The sequence below is a fragment of the Streptomyces sp. NBC_00461 genome (assembly GCF_036013935.1).
Taxonomy (GTDB): Bacteria; Actinomycetota; Actinomycetes; order Streptomycetales; family Streptomycetaceae; genus Streptomyces.
The window spans coordinates 5679109-5701686 of the sequence record NZ_CP107902.1 but is presented as its reverse complement, the minus strand read 5'-3'; the positions used below and the strand labels follow the sequence as shown (position 1 = coordinate 5701686).

The window sequence follows — 22578 nt, the reverse complement described above, 5'->3', positions numbered from 1 at the left end:
CCGGGACCCTGAGGGGACCGGGCTCCACCCGTCCCGCCGCCTCGTAGGGCGCACACATGTGCCACTCTGTTGCGCGCAACAGCACGCAAGGGGAGGGGATTACGGTGGCCGCGCCACTGCAGCTGACTCGGATGCACCGCGTTCTCATCGCCGTGGTCGTTTCCGGCGCCGTGATCATCGCTGGCATCGGCTTCGCCGGTTCGTACGCGGCGGTCCGCGAGTTGGCCCTGAAGAAGGGCTTCGGGAACTTCTCCTACGTCTTCCCGATCGGCATCGACGCGGGTATCTGCGTCCTGCTGGCCCTGGATCTCCTGCTCACCTGGATACGAATACCGTTCCCGCTGCTGCGGCAGACGGCCTGGCTGCTGACGGCGGCGACGATCGCCTTCAACGGCGCGGCGGCCTGGCCGGACCCGCTGGGCGTGGGCATGCACGCGGTGATCCCGATCCTCTTCGTGGTCTCCGTCGAGGCGGCCCGGCACGCGATCGGCCGTATCGCCGACATCACGGCCGACAAGCACATGGAGGGCGTGCGGCTGACGCGCTGGCTCCTGTCCCCCGTGCCGACGTTTCTCCTGTGGCGGCGGATGAAGCTGTGGGAGCTGCGCTCCTACGAGCAGGTCATCAAGCTGGAGCAGGAACGGCTGGTGTATCAGGCCCGCCTGCGTTCCCGCTTCGGCCGAGCGTGGCGGCGCAAGGCTCCGGTGGAGTCGCTGATGCCGTTGAGGCTGGCCCGGTACGGCGTTCCGCTGGCACAGACGGCCCCCGAGGGCCTCGCGGCGGCGGGCATCGAACCCGTACTGCTGCCGCCCGCGCCGCAACCGGCCCTGGAACGGGCCGACGCAGCGGTGAACAGTCGCACCCCCGCGACGGCACCCGCCGTACAGAACAACGTGGCCCCTGCCCGGGAACAGCGTCCCGCTCCCGGGGGCGACGAGCCCGCCGAGCAGCCGGACTACGCCGAGCAGCACAGTCAGTGGCTCCAGGCGCGGGACCCTCAGTCCGTCGCGTACCAGGGCGGCTACGACCCGACGTACGACCCGGAGATCGCGTACACCGAGTGGTACGCGGAGCAGCAGCAGGCCGAGCAGTTCCAGGCCCGGCAGCAGTTCGAGGAACAGCAACGGTTCGAGGAACAGCAGGGGTTCGAGCAGCAGGCGTTCCCGCAGCAGCACGAGGAGGAGCCGGCCCCGGAGCCCTCCCCGGAGGACACCGGCACCTTCCCGATCCCCTCGGGCCCGGGCCGTACTCGTGAGCTGGGTGCCGGCGGCGGCACGGAGCTGACCGAGGAAGACTTCTACCTGGTCTTCAAGAAGTCGATAGACGGCAGCTACCCGACCTCGGGCCAGTTCAGAGGTGACGTGGAGGCGACGTACGGCGTCACGCTCCCGCAGCGCGACGCCGATCGCATGGTCAACCGCTTCACCAACCGCCACACGGCGGAACTGCAGGAAGACCACATCGCCTGAGCACGAAGACCAAGAAGAAGACCAAGAAAAAGGGGGCTCTCTGCCGAGAGCCCCCTTTTTCCTACCGACTACTTCCCGAGCAGGGTCCGCACCCGCTCCTGTCCCACCGCCAGGAGCAGCGTGGGCAGTCGCGGTCCTGTGTCGCGTCCCACCAGCAGGTGGTAGAGGAGCGCGAAGAACGCCCGCTGGGCGGTCTTGATCTCGGCCGGCAGTTCCTTCGGCGTGGCGTCGGCGGGGAAGCCGGCCTGCACCTTGGGTACGCCGTAGACGAGGTGGGTGAGTCCGTCGAGCGACCAGTTCTCGGCGAGTCCGTCGAGCAGGAGGCCCAGTGACTGCTGGGACGCCTCGTCGAGGGACTTCAGCAGGTCGGCGTCGGGTTCGCCGCGCACGATGGTCCGCTGGTCGGCGGGGACGTGCGTGTTGATCCAGGCCTCGGCCCTGTCGTAGCGCGGGCGGGCTTCGTCGAGGGAGGTGAGCGGGTCCGAGGGGTCGAGTTCGCTCAGGATGCGCAGCGCCTGGTCCTCGTGTCCGGCGGTGATGTCGGCGACCGAGGCCAGCGTCCGGTACGGCAGCGGGCGCGGGGTCCTGGGCAGGTCACCGGCGGCCGTGCCCACGGCGCGCGAGTGTGCCGCGATGTCCGCCGGCAGTGCGGAGCCGTCGGCGACCTTCGCGTCGAGCTTGTCCCACTCGTCGTAGAGGCGCTGGATCTCCTGGTCGAAGGCGATCTTGAAGGACTGGTTGGGCCGGCGGCGGGCGTAGAGCCAGCGCAGGATCTGCGGCTCCATGATCTTCAGGGCGTCCGCGGCTGTCGGTACGCCGCCCCTCGACGAGGACATCTTCGCCATGCCGCTGATGCCCACGAAGGCGTACATCGGGCCGATGGGCTGCTTGCCGTCGAAGATCCCGACGATCTGGCCGCCGACCTGGAACGAGGACCCGGGCGAGGAGTGGTCGACGCCGCTCGGCTCGAAGACCACGCCCTCGTAGGCCCAGCGCATCGGCCAGTCGACCTTCCAGACCAGCTTGCCGCGGTTGAACTCGTTGAGCCGGACGGTCTCGGAGAAGCCGCACGCGGTGCAGGCGTACGTCAGCTCGGTCGTGTCGTCGTCGTACGAGGTGACCGTCGTCAGGTCCTTCTCGCAGTTGCCGCAGTAGGGCTTGTACGGGAAGTAGCCGACGGTGCCGCCGCTGCCGTCGTCCTCGCCGGCCGCGCCGGAGCCCTCCTCGGCCTCCAGCTCGGCCTCGTCGAGGGGCTTCTGCTGCTGCTTCTTCGCGGGGGCCTTCTTGGTGCGGTACTGGTCGAGGATCGCGTCGATGTCGGCGCGGTGCCTGATGGCGTGCAGGATCTGCTCGCGGTACACGCCGGAGGTGTACTGCGCGGTCTGGCTGATCCCGTCGAACTCGACGCCCAGCTCGGCGAGCGACTCGACCATGGCGGCCTTGAAGTGCTCGGCCCAGTTCGGGTACGCGGAGCCCTTGGGGGCGGGCACGGACGTCAGCGGCTTGCCGATGTGCTCGGCCCACGACTCGTCGACGCCCGCGATACCGGCCGGCACCTTGCGGTAGCGGTCGTAGTCGTCCCAGGAGATCAGGTGCCGGACCTGGCGTCCGCGCCGCCGGATCTCGTCGGCGACGAGGTGCGGGGTCATGACCTCGCGCAGGTTGCCCAGGTGGATCGGACCCGATGGGGAGAGTCCGGACGCGACGACGACGGGTTTACCCGGGGCCCGACGCTCCGACTCTTCGATGACGTCATCGGCGAAACGGGAGACCCAGTCGGCGGTCTCGGTGCTCTGAGCCACGATCGGCACGTCCTTCTTTCTCCGGGGCGGCCAGTACGGTCAAAACGGCCACGGCGCCCAGTTTAGGCGGGCGGCCCCTGGCAAGCGGCGGGGGACTGCCCCGGCATGCGGCTCCACCGCGCGGGCGCGACGGGCCCGCACCCTCCCGCAGTCAAAAAAACCGCTTCACCCCCCATGGGATACTGGCCACGTCTATCAATCCCACGAGGAGAACGGCTCCCACCCCATGACCTCGGTCACGTCACTCACGGATCTCGTCAACCAGCGCCTCGCCGACGCCCTCACTTCCGCCCTCCCGGAAGCCGACGGAGTCGACCCGCTGCTGCGACGTAGTGACCGGGCCGACTTCCAGGCCAACGGCGTCCTCGCGCTGGCCAAGAAGGCGAAGGCGAACCCACGGGAGCTGGCGACGCAGGTCGTCGGCGGCATCGTCACCGGTGATGTGGTCAAGGACGTCGAGGTCTCCGGGCCCGGCTTCCTGAACATCACGATCGCGGACAAGGCGATCACCGAGAACCTCGCCGCGCGGTACGCGGACGGTGAGCGTCTCGGTGTGCCGCTGAAGGAGAACGCGGGCATCACGGTCGTCGACTACGCCCAGCCGAACGTGGCGAAGGAGATGCACGTCGGTCACCTGCGGTCGGCGGTCATCGGTGACGCCCTGCGCGGCATGCTCGACTTCACCGGCGAGACGACGATCGGCCGGCACCACATCGGCGACTGGGGCACCCAGTTCGGCATGCTCATCCAGTACCTGTTCGAGAACCCCGGCGAGCTGGCCCCGGCGGCCGACGTCGACGGCGAGCAGGCGATGAGCAACCTGAACCGGGTGTACAAGGCGTCGCGTGCGGTCTTCGACTCGGACGAGGAGTTCAAGGAGCGGGCCCGGAAGCGGGTCGTCGCCCTGCAGTCCGGTGACAAGGAGACGCTCGAACTGTGGCAGCAGTTCGTGGACGAGTCGAAGGTCTACTTCTACTCGGTCTTCGAGAAGCTGGACATGGAGATCCGCGACGAGGAGATCGTCGGCGAGTCCGCGTACAACGAGGACATGCCCGAGACCGTCCGCCTCCTGGAGGAGATGGGTGTCGCGGTGCGCTCCGAGGGTGCGCTCGTCGTCTTCTTCGACGAGATCCGCGGCAAGGACGACCAGCCGGTTCCGCTGATCGTGCAGAAGGCGGACGGCGGCTTCGGCTACGCGGCCTCCGACCTGACCGCGATCCGCAACCGTGTCTTCGACCTGCACGCGTCGACGCTGCTGTACGTCGTGGACGTACGCCAGTCCCTGCACTTCAAGATGGTCTTCGAGACGGCACGGCGGGCGGGCTGGCTGCGCGACGGCGTCACCGCGCACAACATGGGCTACGGCACGGTGCTCGGCGCGGACGGCAAGCCGTTCAAGACGCGTGAGGGCGAGACCGTACGGCTGGAGGATCTGCTGGACGAGGCGGTCGAGCGGGCCACCGCGGTCGTGCGCGAGAAGGCCGAGAAGGTGGGTCTCGCCGAGGAGGAGATCGTCGAGAACGGCCGGTACGTCGGGATCGGCGCCGTGAAGTACGCGGACCTGTCGACGTCGCCGAACAGGGACTACAAGTTCGACCTGGACCAGATGGTGTCGTTGAACGGCGAGACGAGCGTGTACCTGCAGTACGCGTACGCCCGTATCCGGTCCATCTTCGGCAAGGCCGGCGACCGCACCCCGCTCGCCCACCCGGAGCTCGAACTGGCGCCGGCGGAGCGGGCGCTCGGTCTGCACCTGGACGCGTTCGGCGAGACGGTCTTCGAGTCGGCGGCGGAGTACGCGCCGCACAGGGTGGCCGCGTACCTCTACCAACTGGCGTCCCTGTACACGACGTTCTACGACCAGTGCCCGGTGGTGAAGCCGGCCCCCGCGCAGGAAGTGGCGGAGAACCGGCTGTTCCTGTGCGACCTGACGGCCCGCACTCTGCACCGGGGCATGGCCCTGCTGGGCATCCGGACGCCCGAGCGGCTCTGAGGCCCCCGGTACGGCACTGCGGCCCGTCCTCCCCTGCGCGGGGAGGGCGGGCCGCGGCCGTTCGGGTCAGCTACAGGGGTAGAAGACGCTCATGTCGTTGGCGAACCGCTTGAACGCGGCACGGGTGTTGGTGCCGGGGTCGCCGTCGATCCTGTCGGTGTAGCCCCAGCCGAAGGCCAGCATGCGCTGCAGCGCCTTGACCGTGTTGGGGCCGGGGTCGCCGTCGATGGAGTCGGTGTAGTTCCAGTACGCCTTGAGATGGCGCTGCATCGCCTTCCAGCTGTTGGTGCCCAGCTGCCCGTCGATGCCGCCGGTGTAGCTCGCCGGCGCCCCTCGCATGAAGCACTGCACGTTCTTGGCCTGCTGGCTGCTCAGGCCGAAGTTCTGCGTCGCCAGGATGGACGCGGACTGTGCGCCGGCGCCCGGCGCGGACGCGGCGAAGCTGGTGCCCGCGGTGGCCAGGCCGCCGGCGGCGAGTCCGATCACGGCGGCGGCGCTGACCAGGGTCCTGGCCAAGGCGTTCGATCGCATACGAGTCCCTCTCGGGTCGTTGGTGGTGGTGGCGAGAAGAGACTGCGGGGCGGACGGGCCGGGCGGCCAGAGTTGCCCCGAAAGTGACGGTGCCGTGGGACGCCCCCGCCGCCGGCCTGCAGGGATGCCGTCCGGTGGGACGGTGCGACGGGACGGCCGGGGCGGGCGGTGGCCGGTTTCCTATCGGTGCCCGATCCACGTTTGTGTGCAAACCGTGAACGCCTGATGCACAATGCGGCGGGGCGCGGCGGCCACTGACCACGGCCACCGGCCATGAACGCGAGTGGGGGAAACATGTCGCGTTGGAGAGCGCTGCCCGCTGAACTGGACCCACGCGTGCGGCAGTTGGTGGTGCGCTTACGCCGACTGAAGGACCACAGCGGGCTGAGCGTGCGGCAGTTGGCGGCCAGGACGGGGTACAGCCCCAAGTCGTGGGAGCGGTATCTGGGCGCCCGTTCGCTGCCGCCGCGTCAGGCCGTGGAGGCGTTGGCCCGGATCGGAGGCGAGGATCCGACCCGCCTGCTGGCGCTGCAGGAGGTCGCCGCCGAGGCCTGGGGCAGGGGCCGCGATACGGCAGCCGTGGCGGAAGTGACCGTGGCGGAGCCGGAGTTGATGTCGGCGGGCCCCGGTGAGCAGGTGCGGATTCCCACCCGGTCGCTGCGTGTGGCGCTCGTGGCGGGGGCCGTGACCCTGGTGCTCGCGGTGTCGTCGGCGGTGCTGGTGACCGTACGGCTCATGGACCGCGGCGGCGACGGGCAGACGGCCGAGGGGGCGCCGCTCGCCGCCTCCGCACCGGCGTCGACGCCGCCGTACACCTGCCGTCCGGAGCGGGTCGGCGGCCACTGGTACACGGGCAACAGCCGGACCACGGACGCCGGTCTGGGGTACGGCAGCGCCGGGCCGGAGGTGGCCGAAGCGCAGTGTCTGCTGCGGCGGGCCGGCTTCTCACCGGGCGGTATCGACGGGATGTTCGGGCCGCTGACGCAGGGTGCGGTCAAGGCCTTCCAGCGGCACGCCGGGCTCGATGTGGACGGCACGGTGGGCCCGCACACCTGGAAGGCGCTGCGGGGATGACGCCGGAGCGGGCACGACTGGCCACCGTGCTACGGGAGTTGAGGGCGGCCGCGGGTCTGAGCATGGCGGGTCTCGCGGCGAAGACGGCGTACAGCAAGTCGTCCTGGGAGCGCTATCTCAACGGCAGGACGCTGCCGCCGCGTCAGGCGGTGCAGGAGCTGTGCCGGCTGACCGGGGAGCCGGAGGGCCGGTGTCTGGCGCTGTGGGAGATCGCCGAGTCGGAGTGGAGCGGGCGCGCGACGGAGGCGGCGCGGGTGGCGGCGCCTGCGGACACGCCGTCGCGGGCACAGGCGGTCCCGACCCCGACCCCCGACACGCGCCCGGACCCGCGCCCCGACCCGCCTCAGGCCCCGCCGAAGGCCGACCGTGCCGGCCATCGCCGTGCGGCGGCCGTGGCCGTGCTGGCGACAGTGTGTGCCGTGGCCATCGGGGGCGTGACGGTCGCGCTCCTGCTGCTGCCGGGGCACAGCCATGGGCCCCGGCCGTCCGCGGTCCCGCCCTCTCCCGGCCCGCACTGCAGCGGCGCGTCCTGCGAGGGCATGAGCCCGATGGACATGTACTGCGCCGCGTCACCGACCACCCTCGCCACCCGCCGTACGCAGACCGGGGCCTGGCTGGAGGTGCGCTACAGCCGGCAGTGCGGGGCGAGTTGGGCACGGATGTGGGGGGCACGGGCCGGTGACCGGCTCAGGCTGACGGCGGGCGGGCGGGCACACGACGCCGAGGTCGAGGACAGCGCGGACGCGGATTCCTTCGTCTACACCCCGATGACGGTGACGCGCCCCGGAACCGTGCTGCGGGCGTGCTTCCACTCGACGAAGAGCACCGGCCAGGAGTGCTTCGACTCCGTCTCACGGTGACGGCCGGCGTCGCGCAGGACGGGCAGGACGGGGCGATGTCAGTGGCTGCCCCTACAGTCACTGACATGGCGACTCTTCCGAACCCGCTGCCGAGGCTCGCGTCCCTCGGTCTGCAACTGCCGCCCGGCGGGCTGGTCGACGCGACCGACGACGGGTCCTGGCACGAGCCGCTGCTGTGGCTGGCGGACGGCCCGGCGGCTTCCGGCGAGCGGGCCGCGCTCCAGCGGACCGCACCGGCCGTCGGCCTGCTCCCGGTCGTCCTCGACGTCGGCGCCGGTCACGGTGGGCCGGAGCTGTGGCAGTTGATGCCCGCGGAGATGTCGTATCCGGGTGATCACGACGCCGAGGAGGTCCTGGAGGACTTCTGGGACGAGTGCGCGGAGGAGGACGTGGACTGGCCGGGCCTGGCCGACACTCGCCGCACCGACACCAACACGGGCACCGGCACGGACCCCGAATCCGTTGCCTCCGACATCGTGGACTCCCTGCTCGACGGCGGCGACCCCCTCAAGGACCCCCGCCTCGCCCTCGTCCCGGCCCGCCGCAGCGCCGACATCCCCACGGCGATCGGCTGGACGGGCCCGGCGAACCACGAGGGCGACACGGCCCGGCTGTCCGCGGTGCTGCGCTCCTGGGAGGACCGGTTCGGCATACGGGTGGTGGCCCTCGGCTTCGACCATCTACTGGTGTCCGTCGCCACCCCGCCCACCACCCTCGCCGAGGCTCAGGCCCTGGCCGCCGAGCACTTCGCGTTCTGCCCGGACAACATCTGGCAGGGCAGCGACCCGACCCTCGCCGCCTACGCCGAGCACCAGCTACTCAACCAGCCGGTGTGGCACTTCTGGTGGGACTGACGGTCTGCCGCCCGGCCCGCCTCAGACCAGCAGCGTCATCCCCGCCGGCGCCTCGATCCCGAACTCCTCGTCCAGCAGCAGCCGCACCTCCGCCTCGTCCACCAACTCCCGCTCGCGCACGCTCCCGTCGACCCGCGTCTCGGTCAACAGGCGTCCGTGGAGCAGGAGATGGCGTTCGGGGGTGACGCTCTGGACGTAGAGCCGCTGGGTGAAGGGTGAGCGCGGGTTGGTGGCGATGTGCCAGTTGATGACGTCGAAGTCGGGCTTCTCGAAGGGCTCCAGGGTGAAGGCGTACTGCGCCGCCCAGTCGCCCTTGCCCCGGTCGTAGGCCTCAAGCACCCACATCTCCGACGGCCCCCGGTGCGGCACATGGACGAGCCGATGTCGTCGCTCCGCGTCCCGGTACTCGCGTCCGGCCGTCAGCGGCACCGGCTCCAGCAGCGCGCCGATCGCCCCGAAGCCGACGTCGGCCAGATACGGCTGAGGGTCGCCGGGTGCTTCGACCAGCAGCGTCATATGGGTGCGCGGGCGGCTCTCGATGCGGTCGGCGCCCATCACGACCCGCGCGGTCAGCCGGGTCACACCGAAGCCCAGCGCCTCCAGGACGCCGGCGAAGAGCGTGTTGTGCTCGTAGCAGTAGCCCCCGCGCCGGCTGTGCACCAGCTTCGCCATCAGGTCCGCGGGGTCGAGGGAGGGGGCGGTACGGCGCAGGGCGTCCAGGTTCTCGAACGGGATGCCCCTCATGTGGGCCAGATGCACACCGCGCAGGGTCGCCGCATCGGCCCGCCGCTCCCCTCCCCAGCCGATCCGCCCGAGATACGCGTCAAGGTCGAACTCCACCGTGTCGGACATGCCGCCACCGTAGGCACACCCCTCGCATCCCGTCCCCCACCCGTGGCCGGAGTCGTCCCCCGCCTTTGGTCCTGGGCAGCCCGGGCCGCTTCCTCCGGGCGGGAGACGTTCCTATGTCCTTCGAAGGACGCCGGCGTCCTTCAGAGGATGCCGAGAACCCCGTGAAGGAGAGCAACCACAGCAGCGAGCAGGCCACCGACGAGGGTACCGAGCATGAGAGACCTCCATGTGTGAAATGTGACGTTTCTTCCGCTCTTAACGCCTCATGATCGTCCGCGTTACGGGTCGGGTTCCGGGTCGATATCCGGACCGGGTTCTGACCGGGTTCTGGACCGGGTTCCGGATCGGGTTCCGGATCGGCTTCCAGGTCGACGGGCCCTAGGTACAACGCCTCTTCGAACGGGTCGCCGACATGTATGGCAGCCTCGACGTGCTCGTCAACAACGCTCGTGATCAATACAGCTAGCAGCCCCTCCCCTCCCCAACCCCTCCCCCAACGCTTCCCCCAGCCTCCTCAGCCCCTCCCCGATCTCCTCCGGCGTCTGCGTCACGAAGCACAGCCGCAGGGTCGAGCGGTCGGGATCGCCGGCGTAGAAGGGCGCGCCCGGGACGTACGCCACGTCGTGCCGCACCACCCGCGGCAGCAGCGCGGTGGTGTCGTACGACTCGGGCAGGCGCGCCCAGAGGAACATGCCGCCCTCGGGCCGGTCCCAGACCGAGCCCTCGGGAAGCGCGGCGGCCAGTCCGGCGAGCATGGCGTCCCGGCGCCGGCCGTAGACGCCCGCGACCCGCGCGACGTGCGCGTCCAGGTCGCTGTCCGCCAAGTACCGTGTCGCCGCGAGCTGGTTGACGGTCGGAGTGTGCAGGTCGGCGGCCTGTTTGGCGACGACGCAGGCGCGCCGCAGCTCCCCGGGCGCCCGCAGCCAGCCGAGCCGCAGCCCCGGGGCCATGACCTTGGAGAAGGAACCGAGCAGCACGGTCCGGTCCGCCGCCCCCTCGTACGAGGCGATCCACGGCACCCGCTCGCCCTCGAAGCGAAGCTCGCCGTAGGGGTCGTCCTCGATGATCCACAGTCCCCGGCGCGCGGCCACCGACGCCACGGCCGCACGCCGTCCGGCAGGCATGGTGCGGCCGGTCGGGTTCTGGAACGTCGGCACGGTGTACAGCAGCTTGGGCCGCTCCCGCACCACCAGTTCCTCCAACGCCGCGGGATCCACCCCGTCCCCGTCTCCGGGCACGGCCACCACCCGCGCGCCCGCGAACGCGAAGACCTGAAGTGCCGCCAGGTAACAGGGACTCTCGACGAGGACGACGTCCCCGGGCTCCAGCAGGGCCGTCGCCAGCAGGGACAGCGCCTGCTGGGAGCCGGTGGTGACGAGGAGGTCGTCGGGTTGGGTGGGCAGCCCGCGGGCCGAGGTGCGCGCGGCGAGCGCGGCCCGCAGCGCCGGCTCGCCCTCGGTGGTGGAGTACTGCAGAGCCTGTGCGGACGACTCCGCGAGCACCGCCCGGTACGCCCGGGCGATTCCCTCCGCGTCGAACAGCTCGGGCGCCGGCAGCCCGCCCGCGAAGTTGATCACCTCGGGGCGGGCAGTGACGGCCAGGATGTCCCGTACCGGCGAACCGCCGATCGAAGAAGCCCGCGCGGCCAGGGACGGCACGGGGGCTGGGGCGGGCGCGACGGTCATGGCACGGCTCCTTCGGCTGCGGTGAGGCGGCTCAGGACCGCAGCCTAGGGAAGTAGATGCCGCCTACAAGCAGGTTTCCGGGATGCGGACGCCGATGCGGACGCGGATACGGACGCCGGCCTGGATACGGACGTCCGGCCCCTCAGTCCTTTCAGCCCTTTCACGCCCTTCAGCCCTTTCAACCCTTTCAGCCCTTGCCGCCGACCGCCACGTACACGTTGATGTCAGCGTCCGTGACGTCGTTGATGTCGGCGTAGCGCACCTTCTCGATGTCGTCGAGGGCCGCCAGGTAGGAGGCGTCGGGCTGCTCCGGAACGGGAGCGGCGTCGTCGGCGCGCCAGTGGTGGGCGGGGACCACTCCGGGCTCCGCCAACTCCAGGGAGTTCTCCGTGAAGAACCGCGCGACCTCCGCCTCGGAACGCAGCACGAAGGTGAAGCCCCGCTCGGTGTAGGTGCGCTGGACCGCGCGGATGTTCTCGGGGTTGAGATCCTCGGTGAGATGGCTGAGCACCAGCCGGCTCCCGGACGGCAGCGCCTCGACGAGTCCGCGCACGATCGGGTACGCCTCCTCGTCCTCGACGAAGTGCAGGAGCGCCACGAGGCACAGCGCGACCGGCTGGTCGAAGTCCAGCGTCTTCGCGGCCTGTTCCAGGATCTGCGCCGGGTTCTTGAAGTCGGCGTCGATGTAGTCCGTACGGCCCTCGGGCCCACTCGTGAGCAGCGCCCGCGCGTGGGCGAGCACCACCGGGTCGTTGTCGACGTACACGACCCGCGAGTCGGGGGCGATCCGCTGGGCGATCTGGTGGACGTTCTCCGCGGTGGGCAGGCCGGTACCGATGTCGAGGAACTGGCGTATGCCGTGGTCCTCGGCCAGCGTGTTCACTGCCCGCCGCAGGAAGTCGCGGTTGTGCCGTACGTCGAGGTAGCCGCGCGGGTTGGCGGCGAGCGCGGCGGCGGCCGCCGCCCGGTCGACGGGGTAGTTGTCCTTGCCGCCGAGGAAGACGTCGTAGACGCGGGCAGGGTGCGCCTTGGTGGTGTCGATCCTCCTTCTCAGCTCGGCGGGATCCTGGCTGAGGGCGTCACCGGACATGGGCGTCTCCGTGGCGAGTCGGGGTGGTCTTCACGAGCCAACGACGAGGTCGTCCAGGAGCCGACGACCGGTCGTCAACAACCTAACTCCCGGCGGAACTTGATGGTGCCCGTGCCGTGATCTCACGGCTCCGGAGCAGGCCCGGGGCCGGCGAAGCGTCCCGGACCGTACCTCCGGGACACGGCGTCCCCGCAGGTCAGAGGGCATCCCTTCGGTCCGGCGTCCCGAATCGCGCGGGGAGTGTGGCGAGCCGGGCCGTTCACGACGCAGGCTGGTGCCCCGACCCCCAGTTCGCCATCGAGAGGGCCGCGCCATGTCCGCATCCCCCACCCGCACCCGAGCCCGCCTGCTCCTCGCCGCGACGGCCGCACTCGCCGCGCTCGTGCTCACGGCGTGCAAGGACGGCGAGGGCCTGCGCGACGAGGGACCGTCGTCCGTGAGCAGTCCCACTTCCCACTCGGCCCCCGGGCGGACGCCCTAGCTAGGGTCCGTCCGGCGGATCATGCCGGCGTCGCGGGCCCTGGCACGCACTCCCCCACTGCCTTGAAGGCGTGGGGGAGGGGACCCTCAGCGGCGTTGCCGTCACTCACCGACTCCCCCACTCTCGGCTCCGCTCAAGCGCGGGGAGCCCCATCGCGTCGACTCCCTCCCCCGCCTTGCAGCCGCACGCACCAGAGCCCGCCCGGGGCGGCGACAACGCGCAGCCCCTTCCAGCCGGCCTGATCCGCCGGACAGGCCCTCGCCGTCGGCCCCGTGAGCGTCGCTCCCGCCTGCGCTCAGCGCAGCTTCTGCGCGGCCTCCACGGCCCAGTACGTCAGGATGTTCTGCGCGCCCGCCCGCCTGATGCCGGTCAGCGTCTCCAGGATCGCCCGGTCGCGGTCGATCCAGCCCTTCTCCGCGGCGGCCTCGACCATCGAGTACTCGCCGGAGATCTGGTAGGCGGCCACCGGCACGTCCACGGCGTCGGCGACGCGCGCCAGGACGTCGAGGTAGGGCCCGGCAGGCTTGACCATCACCATGTCGGCGCCCTCTTCGAGATCGAGCGCCAGCTCCCGCAGGGACTCGCGGAGGTTCGCCGGATCCTGCTGGTACGTCTTGCGGTCGCCCTTGAGCGACGAGCCGACGGCCTCGCGGAACGGCCCGTAGAAGGCGGACGCGTACTTCGCGGTGTAGGCGAGGATCGCGACGTCCTCCCGCCCGATCTGGTCGAGCGCGTCACGGACGACCCCGATCTGCCCGTCCATCATTCCGCTGGGCCCGACCACATGGGCGCCGGCGTCGGCCTGGACCTGCGCCATCTCGGCGTACCGCTCCAGGGTGGCGTCGTTGTCGACGCGCCCTTCCGCGTCGAGCACCCCGCAATGCCCGTGATCGGTCGTCTCGTCGAGACACAGATCGGACATGACGAGCAGGTCGTCGCCCACCTCGGCCCGCACGTCGCGGATCGCGACCTGCAGAATCCCCTCCGGATCGGTCCCCGGCGTCCCGAGGGCGTCCTTCTTGTCCTCCTCCGGCACGCCGAAGAGCATGATCCCGGAGATCCCGGCCGCCACCGCCTCGGCGGCCGCCTTCTTCAGGCTGTCGCGCGTGTGCTGCACGACGCCGGGCATGGCGGCGATCGGCACGGGCTCGCTCACGCCCTCGCGCACGAACGCCGGGAGGATGAAGTCCGCAGGGTGCAGCCGGGTCTCGGCGACCATGCGCCGCATGACGGGAGTGGTGCGCAGCCGCCGCGGCCGGGTGCCGGGAAAGGATCCGTACGTCGTCATGCCGCCTACGCTACGCCCGGCTCAGGGGCGCCTTTGCCGACGGGCCGTCGGCGCCCGGACACCCGTCATGCGCCCCTCGCCGCCCGGGTCCATCCTGAGAGAGCCGACCGAACGAGGGGACCCGACGGCCCCTCCCGCCACCTGCCGCCGCCGTCCCTCCGTCACGCACCGCGGAGGACGAGATGACCGCCACCCACCACACCCCGGACCTGTTCGCCCTGTCCGAGATCCACGGGCCCGTCCTGCGCCCGGGCGACGACGCCTACGTCGCCGAGGTCACCGGCTTCAACCTCGCCGCCATCCACCGTCCCGACATCGTGGTCGGAGCGAGGGACACCGACGACATCGTCACGGCGATGCGCTGGGCCGCGGCCACCGGCACCCCCATCGCCGTCCAGGCCACCGGCCACGGCGCGAACTTCCCGATCGACGGCGGACTGCTCATCAGCACCACCCGCCTGACGGACGTGACCATCGACCCGGCCGAACGCACGGCGACGGTCGCGGCCGGCGCGAAGTGGCGCCACGTCCTGGAGGCGGCCGCCCCGCACGGCCTCGCCCCGCTCAACGGCTCCTCCTCGGACGCGGGCGTCGTCGGCTACACGCTGGGCGGCGGTCTCCCCATCCTCGGCCGGACCTACGGCTACGCGGCCGACCGGGTCCGTTCCTTCCAGGTGGTCACCCCCGACGCAGGGCTGCGCACGGCGACCGCCGACTCCGAACCCGACCTCTTCTGGGCCCTGCGCGGCGGCAAGGGCAACGTGGGTGTGGTCACCGAGCTGACCTTCGACCTGCTCCCGCTCGCCACGGTGCTGGGCGGTGGCATCTACTTCTCCGGCGAGGACGCGGAGGCGGTGCTCCGTACCTGGGCCGACTGGACGACCACGCTCCCCGTCGAGATGTGCAGCGCGTACACCCTCCTGCGCCTCCCGCCGATCCCGGAGATCCCCGAGCCCCTGCGCGGCGGCTTCTGGTCTCGCGTCGCCCTGGCCTGGACCGGCGACACGGAGGAGGGCGAGCACCTGCTGGCACCCCTGCGCGAGGCCGCCCCGGTCGTCCTCGACACCGTGGAGGTGATGCCGTACGCGGCCATGGACCGCATCTACCTGGACCCGCACGACCCGCTCCCCGCCCGCGAAGCCTGCACCCTTCTCAGGGCCCTGCCCCCGGACGCCCTCACGACGTTCCTGGACCGGGCGGGCCCGGCGGTCCCGGACCTCCCGCTCCTCCTGATCGAACTCCGCCACATGGGCGGCGCGCTCTCCCGCCCCGCCGACATCGAGGACGCCATCTGCGCCCGCGACGCCAGCTACATCCTGGAAACGGTCGGCGTCCTGCCCGACGCCGAGTTCGCGGCCGCAGTGGAGTCGGCGACGAGTGCCCTCCACACCGCGATGGCCCCGCACAGCACGGGCCACACGATGGTCAACCTGCACGGCACACCGGGGAACGAGAAGGACCGGGCGCGCGCCTGGACGGACGAGGTCTACACCCGCCTGAGCCACACGAAGGCGACATACGACCCAGGCAACCTGCTGCGCTACGGGCACACGGTGACCCCACAACCCGCGTGAGCACATCCAGCCCGTCCGGCGTTTGAGGACGAGGCCCGTCAGGGCCGAAGCGGGGGTCTGGGGGCGCAGCGCCCCAGGGACGCGCACCCCCACCCACCTCAGGTCGTACGACGCCGCCGAGCCCCCGGCCGCCGCTCACTCGGCCGAGTAACCGCATCGCCGGCCTCCTGCGCGGCAGCCCGCCGCCGCAACCCGAAGTCCGCCAGCGCCTCGGCCAGCCTGTGCACGGACGGCTCCGGAGCCATCACGTCCACCCGCAGCCCGTGCTCCTCGGCGGTCTTCGCGGTGGCCGGACCGATACAGGCGATCACCGTCACGTTGTGCGGCTTCCCGGCGATACCCACCAGGTTGCGCACGGTGGAGGACGACGTGAAGAGAACGGCATCGAAGCCACCCCCCTTGATCGCCTCCCGGGTATCGGCCGGCGGCGGCGACGCCCGCACGGTCCGGTACGCGGTGACGTCGTCGACCTCCCAGCCCAGCTCGATGAGCCCGGCGACAAGAGTCTCCGTGGCGATGTCGGCCCGCGGCAGGAACACCCGGTCGATCGGATCGAAAACGGGGTCGTACGGCGGCCAGTCCTCCAGCAGCCCCGCAGCCGACTGCTCCCCGCTGGGCACCAGATCCGGCTTCACGCCAAAGGCGACCAGCGCCTTCGCCGTCTGCTCGCCCACCGCGGCGACCTTGATCCCCGCGAAGGCCCGCGCGTCGAGCCCGTACTCCTCGAACTTCTCCCGCACGGCCTTGACCGCGTTCACCGAGGTGAAGGCGATCCACTCGTAGCGCCCGGTGACGAGCCCCTTCACGGCCCGCTCCATCTGCTGGGGCGTGCGCGGCGGCTCGACGGCGATGGTCGGCACCTCGTGCGGCACGGCCCCGTAGGACCGCAGCTGGTCGGAGAGCGACGCCGCCTGCTCCTTCGTACGCGGCACGAGAACCTTCCAGCCGAACAGCGGCTTGGACTCGAACCACGACAACTGGTCGCGCTGGGCGACGGCGGAACGCTCACCGACCACGGCTATCACCGGCCGGCCGCCCTCGGGCGACGGCAGCACCTTGGCCTGCTTCAGGGTCTGCGCGATGGTGCCGAGCGTCGCCGTCCAGGTCCGCTGACGCGTGGTCGTACCGGCCACCGTCACGGTCATCGGGGTATCGGGCTTACGGCCTGCCGACACCAGTTCACCGGCGGCGGCACCGACGGAGTCCAGCGTCGTCGACACGACCACGGTCCCGTCCGACGCCCCCACCTCCGTCCAGCACCGGTCCGATGCCGTACGCGCGTCGACGAACCGCACGTCCGCGCCCTCGGCGTCCCGCAGCGGAACACCGGCGTACGCGGGCACGCCGACGGCGGTGGCGACACCGGGCACCACCTCGAAGGGCACGCCGGCGCGGGCGCAGGCGAGCATCTCCTCGGCGGCGTTCGTGTCGAGTCCGGGATCCCCGGACACCGCACGCACGACCCGCCTGCCGCCCCGTGCGGCCTCCATGACAAGATGTGCGGCATCCCGTACCACGGGGACTCCAGCGGTTGTTGACGAGCCGTCAACAACCGCCAGCTGAGGTGTGCCCGTGCCCGGAAGCGGGTCCGATGAAGGGCCCCCGTCCGTGTGCACCTCGGCGGCGCCCTGTCTGGCGTGCTGACGCACCACGTCGAGCACGTCGTGCTCGGCGACCAGTACGTCCGCGTTCGCCAGCGCCTCAACGGCGCGCAGAGTCAGCAGTCCCGGATCCCCGGGTCCGGCACCGAGGAAGGTGACGTGCCCGTGATCGAGGCCGGTGGGAAGGGTGGTGGGGCTCACTGTGCTCGCTCCCCCATCAGACCGGCCGCGCCCTGGGCAAGCATCTCGGCCGCGAGTTCACGGCCGAGCGCCATTGCTTGGTCGTACGTCTCGGGCACGGGACCGGTGGTGGACAGCTGCACCGTACGCGTGCCGTCGGTCGTGCCGACTATGCCGCGCAGGCGCATTTCGTTGACAATCTGCCCGTCGGCCAGAAGGTCGGCCAGCGCGCCCACAGGGGCGCTGCACCCGGCCTCCAGGGCGGCGAGCAGTGACCTTTCGGCGGTCACGGCGGCCCGCGTGAACGGGTCGTCGAGTTCGCCGAGTGCCGCGATCAGGTCAGTGTCTTGGGCGGTGTTCCCCGCCCTGCACTCGATCGCCAGCGCCCCTTGGCCAGGGGCGGGCAGAACCGTGTCGACCGACAGGAAGTCGGTCACTTCGTCGATCCGGCCTATCCGGCTGAGGCCGGCGGCGGCGAGGACGACGGCGTCCAGCTCACCGTCCTGCACATACCGGATCCGGGTGTCGACGTTGCCCCGGATCGGGACCGTCTGTATGTCCAGCCCGTGGCTGCGCGCGTACGCGTTCAGCTGCGCCATGCGGCGCGGCGAACCCGTACCGATGCGCGCGCCGCGCGGCAGGTCGGTGAACTTCAGCGCGTCCCGGGCGACGATCACGTCGCGCGGGTCCTCACGCAGCGGGATGGCGGCCAGCGCCAGTTCCGCGGGCTGCGCTGTGGGCAGGTCCTTGAGCGAATGAACCGCGAAGTCGACCTCACCCCGCAGCAGCGCGTCACGCAGCGCCGTGACGAACACTCCCGTGCCGCCGATCTGCGCGAGGTGCTCGCGGGAGGTGTCGCCGTAGGTGGTGATCTCGACGAGCTCGACGGGCCGTCCGGTCACCTGGCTCACGGCGTCCGCCACTTGCCCGGACTGGGCCATGGCGAGTCTGCTTCGCCTGGTCCCGAGTCTCAGTGCCTTGCTGTTCATGCTGGCCCTCGGTTCTTGCTGATCTCTGAGTCGTTTTCGGCCCGGGAGACGGCGGCCACCGCCTCCTGGTCGAGGTCGAACAGGGTGCGCAGCGCGTCCGCGTACCCGGCGCCGCCGGGCTCGGCCGCGAGCTGCTTGACCCGTACGGTCGGCGCGTGCAGCAGCTTGTCGACGACGCGCTTGACGGTCTGTGTGATCTCGCCGCGGTGCTTGTCGTCGAGCCCGGGCAGCCGCCCCTCAAGGCGCGCGATCTCGCTCGCGACGACGTCGGCGGCCATCGTCCGCAGGGCGACCACGGTGGGCGTGATGTGCGCGGCCCGGAGCGCCGCCCCGAAGGCCGCGACCTCGTCGGAGACGATACGGCGGACCTGGTCGACGTCGGCGGCCATCGGTGCGTCGGCGGAAGCCTCGGCCAGCGACTCGATGTCCACCAGCCGCACCCCGGCGAGCCGGTGCACGGCCGCGTCGATGTCGCGGGGCATCGCGAGGTCGAGGAGGAAGAGGACGGGTGTGGGGCGCGGGGCCTCGACGACCGGCTCGGGCTTACGGCGCTCGGGGATGCGGCCGACGGAGGCGGCGAGGGCGGCGAGCGCCGCGATGGCCTCGGCGTCCTCGGCGGGGTCCAGCACGACGACCGGGGCGGGCGCGGGGGTGGAGCTCTGCGGCCGCGGGGCGTTGTCCACCCAGGCCGCGTGCTGCTCCAGCTCGGAGGCGGCCATTCCGGCCACGGCTGCCTCGCCGAGCACGGAGAAACCGGTGGTGGCCGGCACGGCGGGAAGATCGAGCGGACACCCTTCCTCGGCATCGAGGCCGGCGGGCGCGAACTCATCGGCTACGACCGACTCGGCGGCCGGGACCGACGGGCCGGACACGGCCGTCGCCGCCGCTGTCGTACGGCCGAAGCCGCCGTCCGTCTGCGCCGCGCTTCCGCCCGACACGCCCGGCGTGCGGCCCTCGGTCGCCCCCGCGATCGTCTCGGCCGACAGCACCAGCCCGGTCGCCCCGGTACAGGACACCACGACGTCGGCACGTGTCAGCTCGACCGGCACCGCACCCATCGGTACCGCGCGGGCCGCCACGTCCGTACCGTCGCCCTCGGTCAGTATCTGTGCGAGCCGCTGGGCCCGGTCGGCGGTGCGGTTGGCGATCACGATCTCGGTGACCCCGGCCCGCACGAGGGTGGCGGCGGCCAGCGAGGACATCGAGCCGGCGCCGATGACCAGCGCCTTCTTGCCGCGGGCCCACGCCTGGACGTCGGCTCCGGCGGACAGCTGCTCCAGGCCGAAGGTGACCAGGGACTGCCCGGCCCGGTCGATGCCGGTCTCGGAGTGGGCGCGCTTGCCGACCCGCAGCGCCTGCTGGAACAGGTCGTTGAGCAGCCGTCCCGCGGTGTGCAGGTCCTGCGCCTTGGCCAGCGAGTCCTTCATCTGCCCGAGGATCTGCCCCTCGCCCACGACCATGGAGTCCAGCCCGCACGCCACCGAGAACAGATGATGGACGGCCCGGTCCTCGTAGTGGACGTAGAGATAGGGCGTGAGCTCTTCCAGGCCCACCCCGCTGTGCTGGGCGAGCAGCGTGGACAGCTCGGCGACACCGGCGTGGAACTTGTCGACGTCGGCGTACAGCTCGATGCGGTTGCAGGTGGCCAGGACCGCGGCCTCGGTGGCGGGCTCGGCGGCGACCGTGTCCTGCAGCAGCTTGATCTGGGCGTCCGCGCTCAGTGCGGCCCGTTCCAGGACGCTGACCGGGGCGCTGCGGTGGCTCAGCCCGACGACGAGGAGACTCATGCCGGCATCACGGCGGGTACGTCCCCGTCCGGGCCCTGCTCGGTGGACTCCTTGCGGGCGGCGGCCGGTCCCGCGCCGTCGTTCGCCGCGGCCTCCTCGCCGGCCTTGCGCTGCTCGTGGAAGGCGAGGATCTGCAGCTCGATCGAGAGATCGACCTTGCGTACGTCGACGCCGTCCGGGACGGTCAGCACGGTCGGCGCGAAGTTCAGGATGGAGGTGACGCCGGCGGCCACGAGCCGGTCGCAGACCGGCTGGGCGGCACCGGCGGGGGTGGCGATGACGCCGATGCTCACGCCGTTGTCCTCGATGATCTTTTCCAGCTCATCGGAGTGCTGCACGCGGATCCCCGCGACGGGCTTGCCGGCCATCGCCGGGTCTGCGTCTATGAGGGCCGCGACACGGAACCCGCGGGAGGCGAACCCGCCGTAGTTGGCCAGGGCGGCGCCGAGATTGCCGATACCGACGATCACAACCGGCCAGTCCTGGGTGAGCCCCAGCTCACGCGAGATCTGGTAGACGAGATACTCGACGTCGTAGCCCACACCACGGGTGCCGTACGACCCCAGGTACGAGAAGTCCTTGCGCAGCTTCGCGGAGTTGACGCCCGCGGCGGCGGCGAGTTCCTCGGACGAAACCGTGGGTACCGAGCGCTCCGACAGTCCGGTCAGCGCGCGGAGGTACAGCGGAAGCCTGGCGACGGTGGCCTCGGGAATCCCTCGGCTACGGGTCGCCGGTCGGTGAGATCGGCCAGTTGCCACGGTGCTCCTGCGGGTAGAGCGGGGCTGTAGGCGGTCACACGTACCCAGACCGCCCCGTCGACAGCAGGCTATGTCTTTGTGAACGCGTGCACAAAGATGGTGTCCGTTTTGCCCGGCCAACGTGACCGGGGTCACGCACACGCGTCCCAGGCGCATCCCAGGGGGCAAAACCGCCACGCTCCTCGTGAATCCCGCCCCCGAGACCAGATCGCCATCGATCCTAGGCGACGTTCGTACGGTCTTGTACTAGTCGGTCAGTTCTTTGCGCAGGCGGCCCTCGTCCACCCGCCAGAAGGTGTGCTGCAGGCCGTCGACGAGAACCACGGGGATCTGCTCCCAGTACTCGTCGTGCAGCCCCTTGTCCTGGGTGATGTCCTTCTCCTCCCAGGAAACGCCGAGTTCGCCGCAGACCTTCCCGACCACCAGCCGCGCGTCGTCGCACAGATGGCAGTCGGGTTTGCCGATGAGAGTGACCGTCCGCTCGTGCGGAGCGGGCTTACGTCGGAAGAGGGGACTCATGTCGGCCATTCTCGCGCGCGGGAGCCCGGCGGCGGGACACCCCGCGAAACCGCCGCGGGGAGGGCAACGAACGGGCGGATCGCATCAGTTCTTTAACGACACGGTCGCGGAGAGTTCACAGCTTCCAAACCTCTCGCGTCTGGAGGCACCGAACAAACTGGCTATGCTCACGGTCATGGCCGCTCTCGGATGGCTCACTCCCCGTAGGCGCTCCGCCACGGCGCGGAGCGTGTTGGCAGGCGAGGCCTCTGCGGAGGCAGCGCGCAAGTCCTCGCAGGACATCCCCCCGGAGGAACCGGTCTTCCCGGTACTCGGCGACGACAAGGCTGCCGCCTTCTTCGATCTCGACAACACCGTCATGCAGGGCGCCGCTCTCTTCCACTTCGGCCGGGGCCTGTACAAGCGGAAGTTCTTCGAGACCCGCGATCTCGCCAAGTTCGCCTGGCAGCAGGCGTGGTTCCGGCTGGCCGGCGTCGAGGACCCCGAGCACATGCAGGAGGCCCGCGACTCGGCCCTGTCCATCGTGAAGGGCCACCGCGTCGCCGAACTGCAGTCGATCGGCGAGGAGATCTACGACGAGTACATGGCGGAGCGGATCTGGCCGGGCACGCGGGCACTCGCCCAGGCGCACCTGGACGCGGGCCAGAAGGTGTGGCTGGTCACGGCGGCGCCGGTGGAGATCGCCACGGTGATCGCCCGCCGCCTCGGCCTCACCGGCGCCCTGGGCACGGTGGCCGAGTCCGTCGACGGCGTCTACACGGGCAAGCTGGTGGGCGAGCCCCTGCACGGCCCGGCGAAGGCGGAGGCGGTTCGCGCGCTGGCCGCGGCGGAGGGCCTGGACCTGACCCGCTGCGCCGCCTACAGCGACAGTCACAACGACATCCCGATGCTGTCCCTGGTCGGCCACCCCTACGCCATCAACCCGGACACCAAGCTCCGCAAGCACGCCCGCAACCTGGACTGGCGCCTGCGCGACTACCGCACGGGCCGCAAGGCGGCCAAGGTCGGCATCCCGGCAGCAGCCGGCGTCGGCGCGGTGGCAGGTGGAACGGCGGCGGCGATCGCACTGCACAAACGCCGCCGCTGACAGTCGGAGCAGCACGACGCAGCACGACACGACGGGCCGGGTCAGGTTTCCCGGCCCGTCCTGCGTTTATCCAGTCCCATTGGCTGCACACGGCCACAACACGC

19 protein-coding genes are annotated in these 22578 nt (G+C 71.0%); 8 read left to right on the top strand and 11 right to left on the bottom strand.

Annotated features, from left to right (window positions below; all coding sequences use genetic code 11):
• Nucleotides 1-131: 131 nt before the first annotated feature.
• Nucleotides 132-1469, top strand: coding sequence for a DUF2637 domain-containing protein (locus OG870_RS26700; RefSeq protein ID WP_327692333.1), 1338 nt, complete (start codon nucleotides 132-134; stop codon nucleotides 1467-1469).
• 68 nt (nucleotides 1470-1537) lie between these two features.
• Here the strand turns inward: OG870_RS26700 and lysS are convergent, their stop codons facing one another.
• Nucleotides 1538-3280 (bottom strand): lysine--tRNA ligase, encoded by a 1743-nt coding sequence (gene lysS / locus OG870_RS26695; protein ID WP_266519150.1) that lies wholly within the window; start codon nucleotides 3278-3280, stop codon nucleotides 1538-1540.
• A gap of 217 nt (nucleotides 3281-3497) precedes the next feature.
• Between lysS and argS the strand changes: the two genes are divergently transcribed.
• The gene (gene argS, locus OG870_RS26690; protein ID WP_327691566.1) at nucleotides 3498-5264 is read left to right on the top strand and encodes an arginine--tRNA ligase; all 1767 of its coding nucleotides are present in this window, start codon (nucleotides 3498-3500) and stop codon (nucleotides 5262-5264) included.
• Between the two features lie 66 nt (nucleotides 5265-5330).
• Here the strand turns inward: argS and OG870_RS26685 are convergent, their stop codons facing one another.
• Nucleotides 5331-5795, bottom strand: a complete 465-nt coding sequence (locus OG870_RS26685) for a peptidoglycan-binding domain-containing protein (protein WP_266519146.1) — start codon at nucleotides 5793-5795, stop codon at nucleotides 5331-5333.
• Nucleotides 5796-6089: 294 nt separating this feature from the next.
• Here OG870_RS26685 and OG870_RS26680 point away from each other — a divergent pair, with 294 nt between their 5' ends.
• From OG870_RS26680 to OG870_RS26670, 3 genes are all read left to right on the top strand, one after another.
• Nucleotides 6090-6869 carry a peptidoglycan-binding protein gene (locus tag OG870_RS26680; RefSeq protein WP_327691564.1) on the top strand — a complete coding sequence of 260 codons (780 nt, stop codon included), beginning with the start codon at nucleotides 6090-6092 and terminating at the stop codon, nucleotides 6867-6869.
• The gene (locus tag OG870_RS26675; protein WP_327691563.1) at nucleotides 6866-7729 is read left to right on the top strand and encodes a helix-turn-helix domain-containing protein; all 864 of its coding nucleotides are present in this window, start codon (nucleotides 6866-6868) and stop codon (nucleotides 7727-7729) included. The genes OG870_RS26680 and OG870_RS26675 overlap by 4 nt, the downstream gene beginning before the upstream one ends.
• A gap of 65 nt (nucleotides 7730-7794) precedes the next feature.
• On the top strand, nucleotides 7795-8583 hold the full coding sequence (locus OG870_RS26670; protein WP_327691561.1) for a DUF4253 domain-containing protein: 789 nt from the start codon (nucleotides 7795-7797) through the stop codon (nucleotides 8581-8583).
• Nucleotides 8584-8604: 21 nt separating this feature from the next.
• Here OG870_RS26670 and OG870_RS26665 read toward each other — a convergent pair whose 3' ends face one another.
• From OG870_RS26665 to OG870_RS26655, 3 genes are all read right to left on the bottom strand, one after another.
• On the bottom strand, nucleotides 8605-9435 hold the full coding sequence (locus OG870_RS26665; protein ID WP_327691560.1) for an arylamine N-acetyltransferase family protein: 831 nt from the start codon (nucleotides 9433-9435) through the stop codon (nucleotides 8605-8607).
• Nucleotides 9436-9872: 437 nt separating this feature from the next.
• Complete coding sequence (locus OG870_RS26660; protein ID WP_266844629.1) at nucleotides 9873-11120, bottom strand: aminotransferase-like domain-containing protein; 1248 nt, start codon at nucleotides 11118-11120, stop codon at nucleotides 9873-9875.
• A 187-nt stretch (nucleotides 11121-11307) separates the two neighbouring features.
• Entirely contained in the window at nucleotides 11308-12210 is a 903-nt protein-coding gene (locus tag OG870_RS26655; RefSeq protein ID WP_266519125.1) for an SAM-dependent methyltransferase, read from the bottom strand.
• Between the two features lie 313 nt (nucleotides 12211-12523).
• On the opposite strand from OG870_RS26655, the gene OG870_RS26650 reads away from it, so the two are divergent.
• Nucleotides 12524-12691 (top strand): hypothetical protein, encoded by a 168-nt coding sequence (locus tag OG870_RS26650; RefSeq protein WP_266519123.1) that lies wholly within the window; start codon nucleotides 12524-12526, stop codon nucleotides 12689-12691.
• Nucleotides 12692-12986: 295 nt separating this feature from the next.
• Here the strand turns inward: OG870_RS26650 and hemB are convergent, their stop codons facing one another.
• Nucleotides 12987-13979, bottom strand: a complete 993-nt coding sequence (gene hemB / locus OG870_RS26645; RefSeq protein ID WP_266519121.1) for a porphobilinogen synthase — start codon at nucleotides 13977-13979, stop codon at nucleotides 12987-12989.
• Nucleotides 13980-14161: 182 nt separating this feature from the next.
• Here hemB and OG870_RS26640 point away from each other — a divergent pair, with 182 nt between their 5' ends.
• Nucleotides 14162-15553, top strand: coding sequence for an FAD-binding oxidoreductase (locus OG870_RS26640; RefSeq protein WP_327691555.1), 1392 nt, complete (start codon nucleotides 14162-14164; stop codon nucleotides 15551-15553).
• Between the two features lie 98 nt (nucleotides 15554-15651).
• Here the strand turns inward: OG870_RS26640 and OG870_RS26635 are convergent, their stop codons facing one another.
• The 5 genes from OG870_RS26635 to OG870_RS26615 form a co-directional block, all read right to left on the bottom strand.
• A complete protein-coding gene (locus OG870_RS26635) occupies nucleotides 15652-17355 on the bottom strand; it encodes a bifunctional uroporphyrinogen-III C-methyltransferase/uroporphyrinogen-III synthase (RefSeq protein ID WP_266519116.1) in 1704 nt (567 codons plus the stop codon).
• Nucleotides 17352-18323: a hydroxymethylbilane synthase gene (hemC, locus tag OG870_RS26630; protein ID WP_266519114.1), complete on the bottom strand. Its 972-nt coding sequence runs from the start codon at nucleotides 18321-18323 to the stop codon at nucleotides 17352-17354. Before hemC ends, OG870_RS26635 begins: the two co-directional genes overlap by 4 nt.
• Nucleotides 18320-20110 (bottom strand): glutamyl-tRNA reductase, encoded by a 1791-nt coding sequence (locus tag OG870_RS26625; RefSeq protein WP_266844634.1) that lies wholly within the window; start codon nucleotides 20108-20110, stop codon nucleotides 18320-18322. The genes hemC and OG870_RS26625 overlap by 4 nt, the downstream gene beginning before the upstream one ends.
• On the bottom strand, nucleotides 20107-20868 hold the full coding sequence (locus OG870_RS26620; RefSeq protein WP_266519110.1) for a redox-sensing transcriptional repressor Rex: 762 nt from the start codon (nucleotides 20866-20868) through the stop codon (nucleotides 20107-20109). Before OG870_RS26620 ends, OG870_RS26625 begins: the two co-directional genes overlap by 4 nt.
• A gap of 246 nt (nucleotides 20869-21114) precedes the next feature.
• Nucleotides 21115-21396 carry a glutaredoxin family protein gene (locus OG870_RS26615; protein WP_266519108.1) on the bottom strand — a complete coding sequence of 94 codons (282 nt, stop codon included), beginning with the start codon at nucleotides 21394-21396 and terminating at the stop codon, nucleotides 21115-21117.
• Between the two features lie 166 nt (nucleotides 21397-21562).
• Here OG870_RS26615 and OG870_RS26610 point away from each other — a divergent pair, with 166 nt between their 5' ends.
• A complete protein-coding gene (locus OG870_RS26610) occupies nucleotides 21563-22474 on the top strand; it encodes an HAD family hydrolase (protein ID WP_266519106.1) in 912 nt (303 codons plus the stop codon).
• Nucleotides 22475-22578: the final 104 nt, after the last annotated feature.

Coding starts and splice junctions, on each gene's coding strand:
- OG870_RS26700 (WP_327692333.1), top strand. CDS start 132: ATGCACCGCGTTCTCATCGCCGTGGTCGTTTCCGGCGCCGTGATCATC.
- argS (WP_327691566.1), top strand. CDS start 3,498: ATGACCTCGGTCACGTCACTCACGGATCTCGTCAACCAGCGCCTCGCC.
- OG870_RS26685 (WP_266519146.1), bottom strand. CDS start 5,795: ATGCGATCGAACGCCTTGGCCAGGACCCTGGTCAGCGCCGCCGCCGTG.
- OG870_RS26680 (WP_327691564.1), top strand. CDS start 6,090: ATGTCGCGTTGGAGAGCGCTGCCCGCTGAACTGGACCCACGCGTGCGG.
- OG870_RS26675 (WP_327691563.1), top strand. CDS start 6,866: ATGACGCCGGAGCGGGCACGACTGGCCACCGTGCTACGGGAGTTGAGG.
- OG870_RS26670 (WP_327691561.1), top strand. CDS start 7,795: ATGGCGACTCTTCCGAACCCGCTGCCGAGGCTCGCGTCCCTCGGTCTG.
- OG870_RS26665 (WP_327691560.1), bottom strand. CDS start 9,435: ATGTCCGACACGGTGGAGTTCGACCTTGACGCGTATCTCGGGCGGATC.
- OG870_RS26660 (WP_266844629.1), bottom strand. CDS start 11,120: ATGACCGTCGCGCCCGCCCCAGCCCCCGTGCCGTCCCTGGCCGCGCGG.
- OG870_RS26655 (WP_266519125.1), bottom strand. CDS start 12,210: ATGTCCGGTGACGCCCTCAGCCAGGATCCCGCCGAGCTGAGAAGGAGG.
- OG870_RS26650 (WP_266519123.1), top strand. CDS start 12,524: ATGTCCGCATCCCCCACCCGCACCCGAGCCCGCCTGCTCCTCGCCGCG.
- hemB (WP_266519121.1), bottom strand. CDS start 13,979: ATGACGACGTACGGATCCTTTCCCGGCACCCGGCCGCGGCGGCTGCGC.
- OG870_RS26640 (WP_327691555.1), top strand. CDS start 14,162: ATGACCGCCACCCACCACACCCCGGACCTGTTCGCCCTGTCCGAGATC.
- hemC (WP_266519114.1), bottom strand. CDS start 18,323: ATGAACAGCAAGGCACTGAGACTCGGGACCAGGCGAAGCAGACTCGCC.
- OG870_RS26625 (WP_266844634.1), bottom strand. CDS start 20,110: ATGAGTCTCCTCGTCGTCGGGCTGAGCCACCGCAGCGCCCCGGTCAGC.
- OG870_RS26615 (WP_266519108.1), bottom strand. CDS start 21,396: ATGGCCGACATGAGTCCCCTCTTCCGACGTAAGCCCGCTCCGCACGAG.
- OG870_RS26610 (WP_266519106.1), top strand. CDS start 21,563: ATGGCCGCTCTCGGATGGCTCACTCCCCGTAGGCGCTCCGCCACGGCG.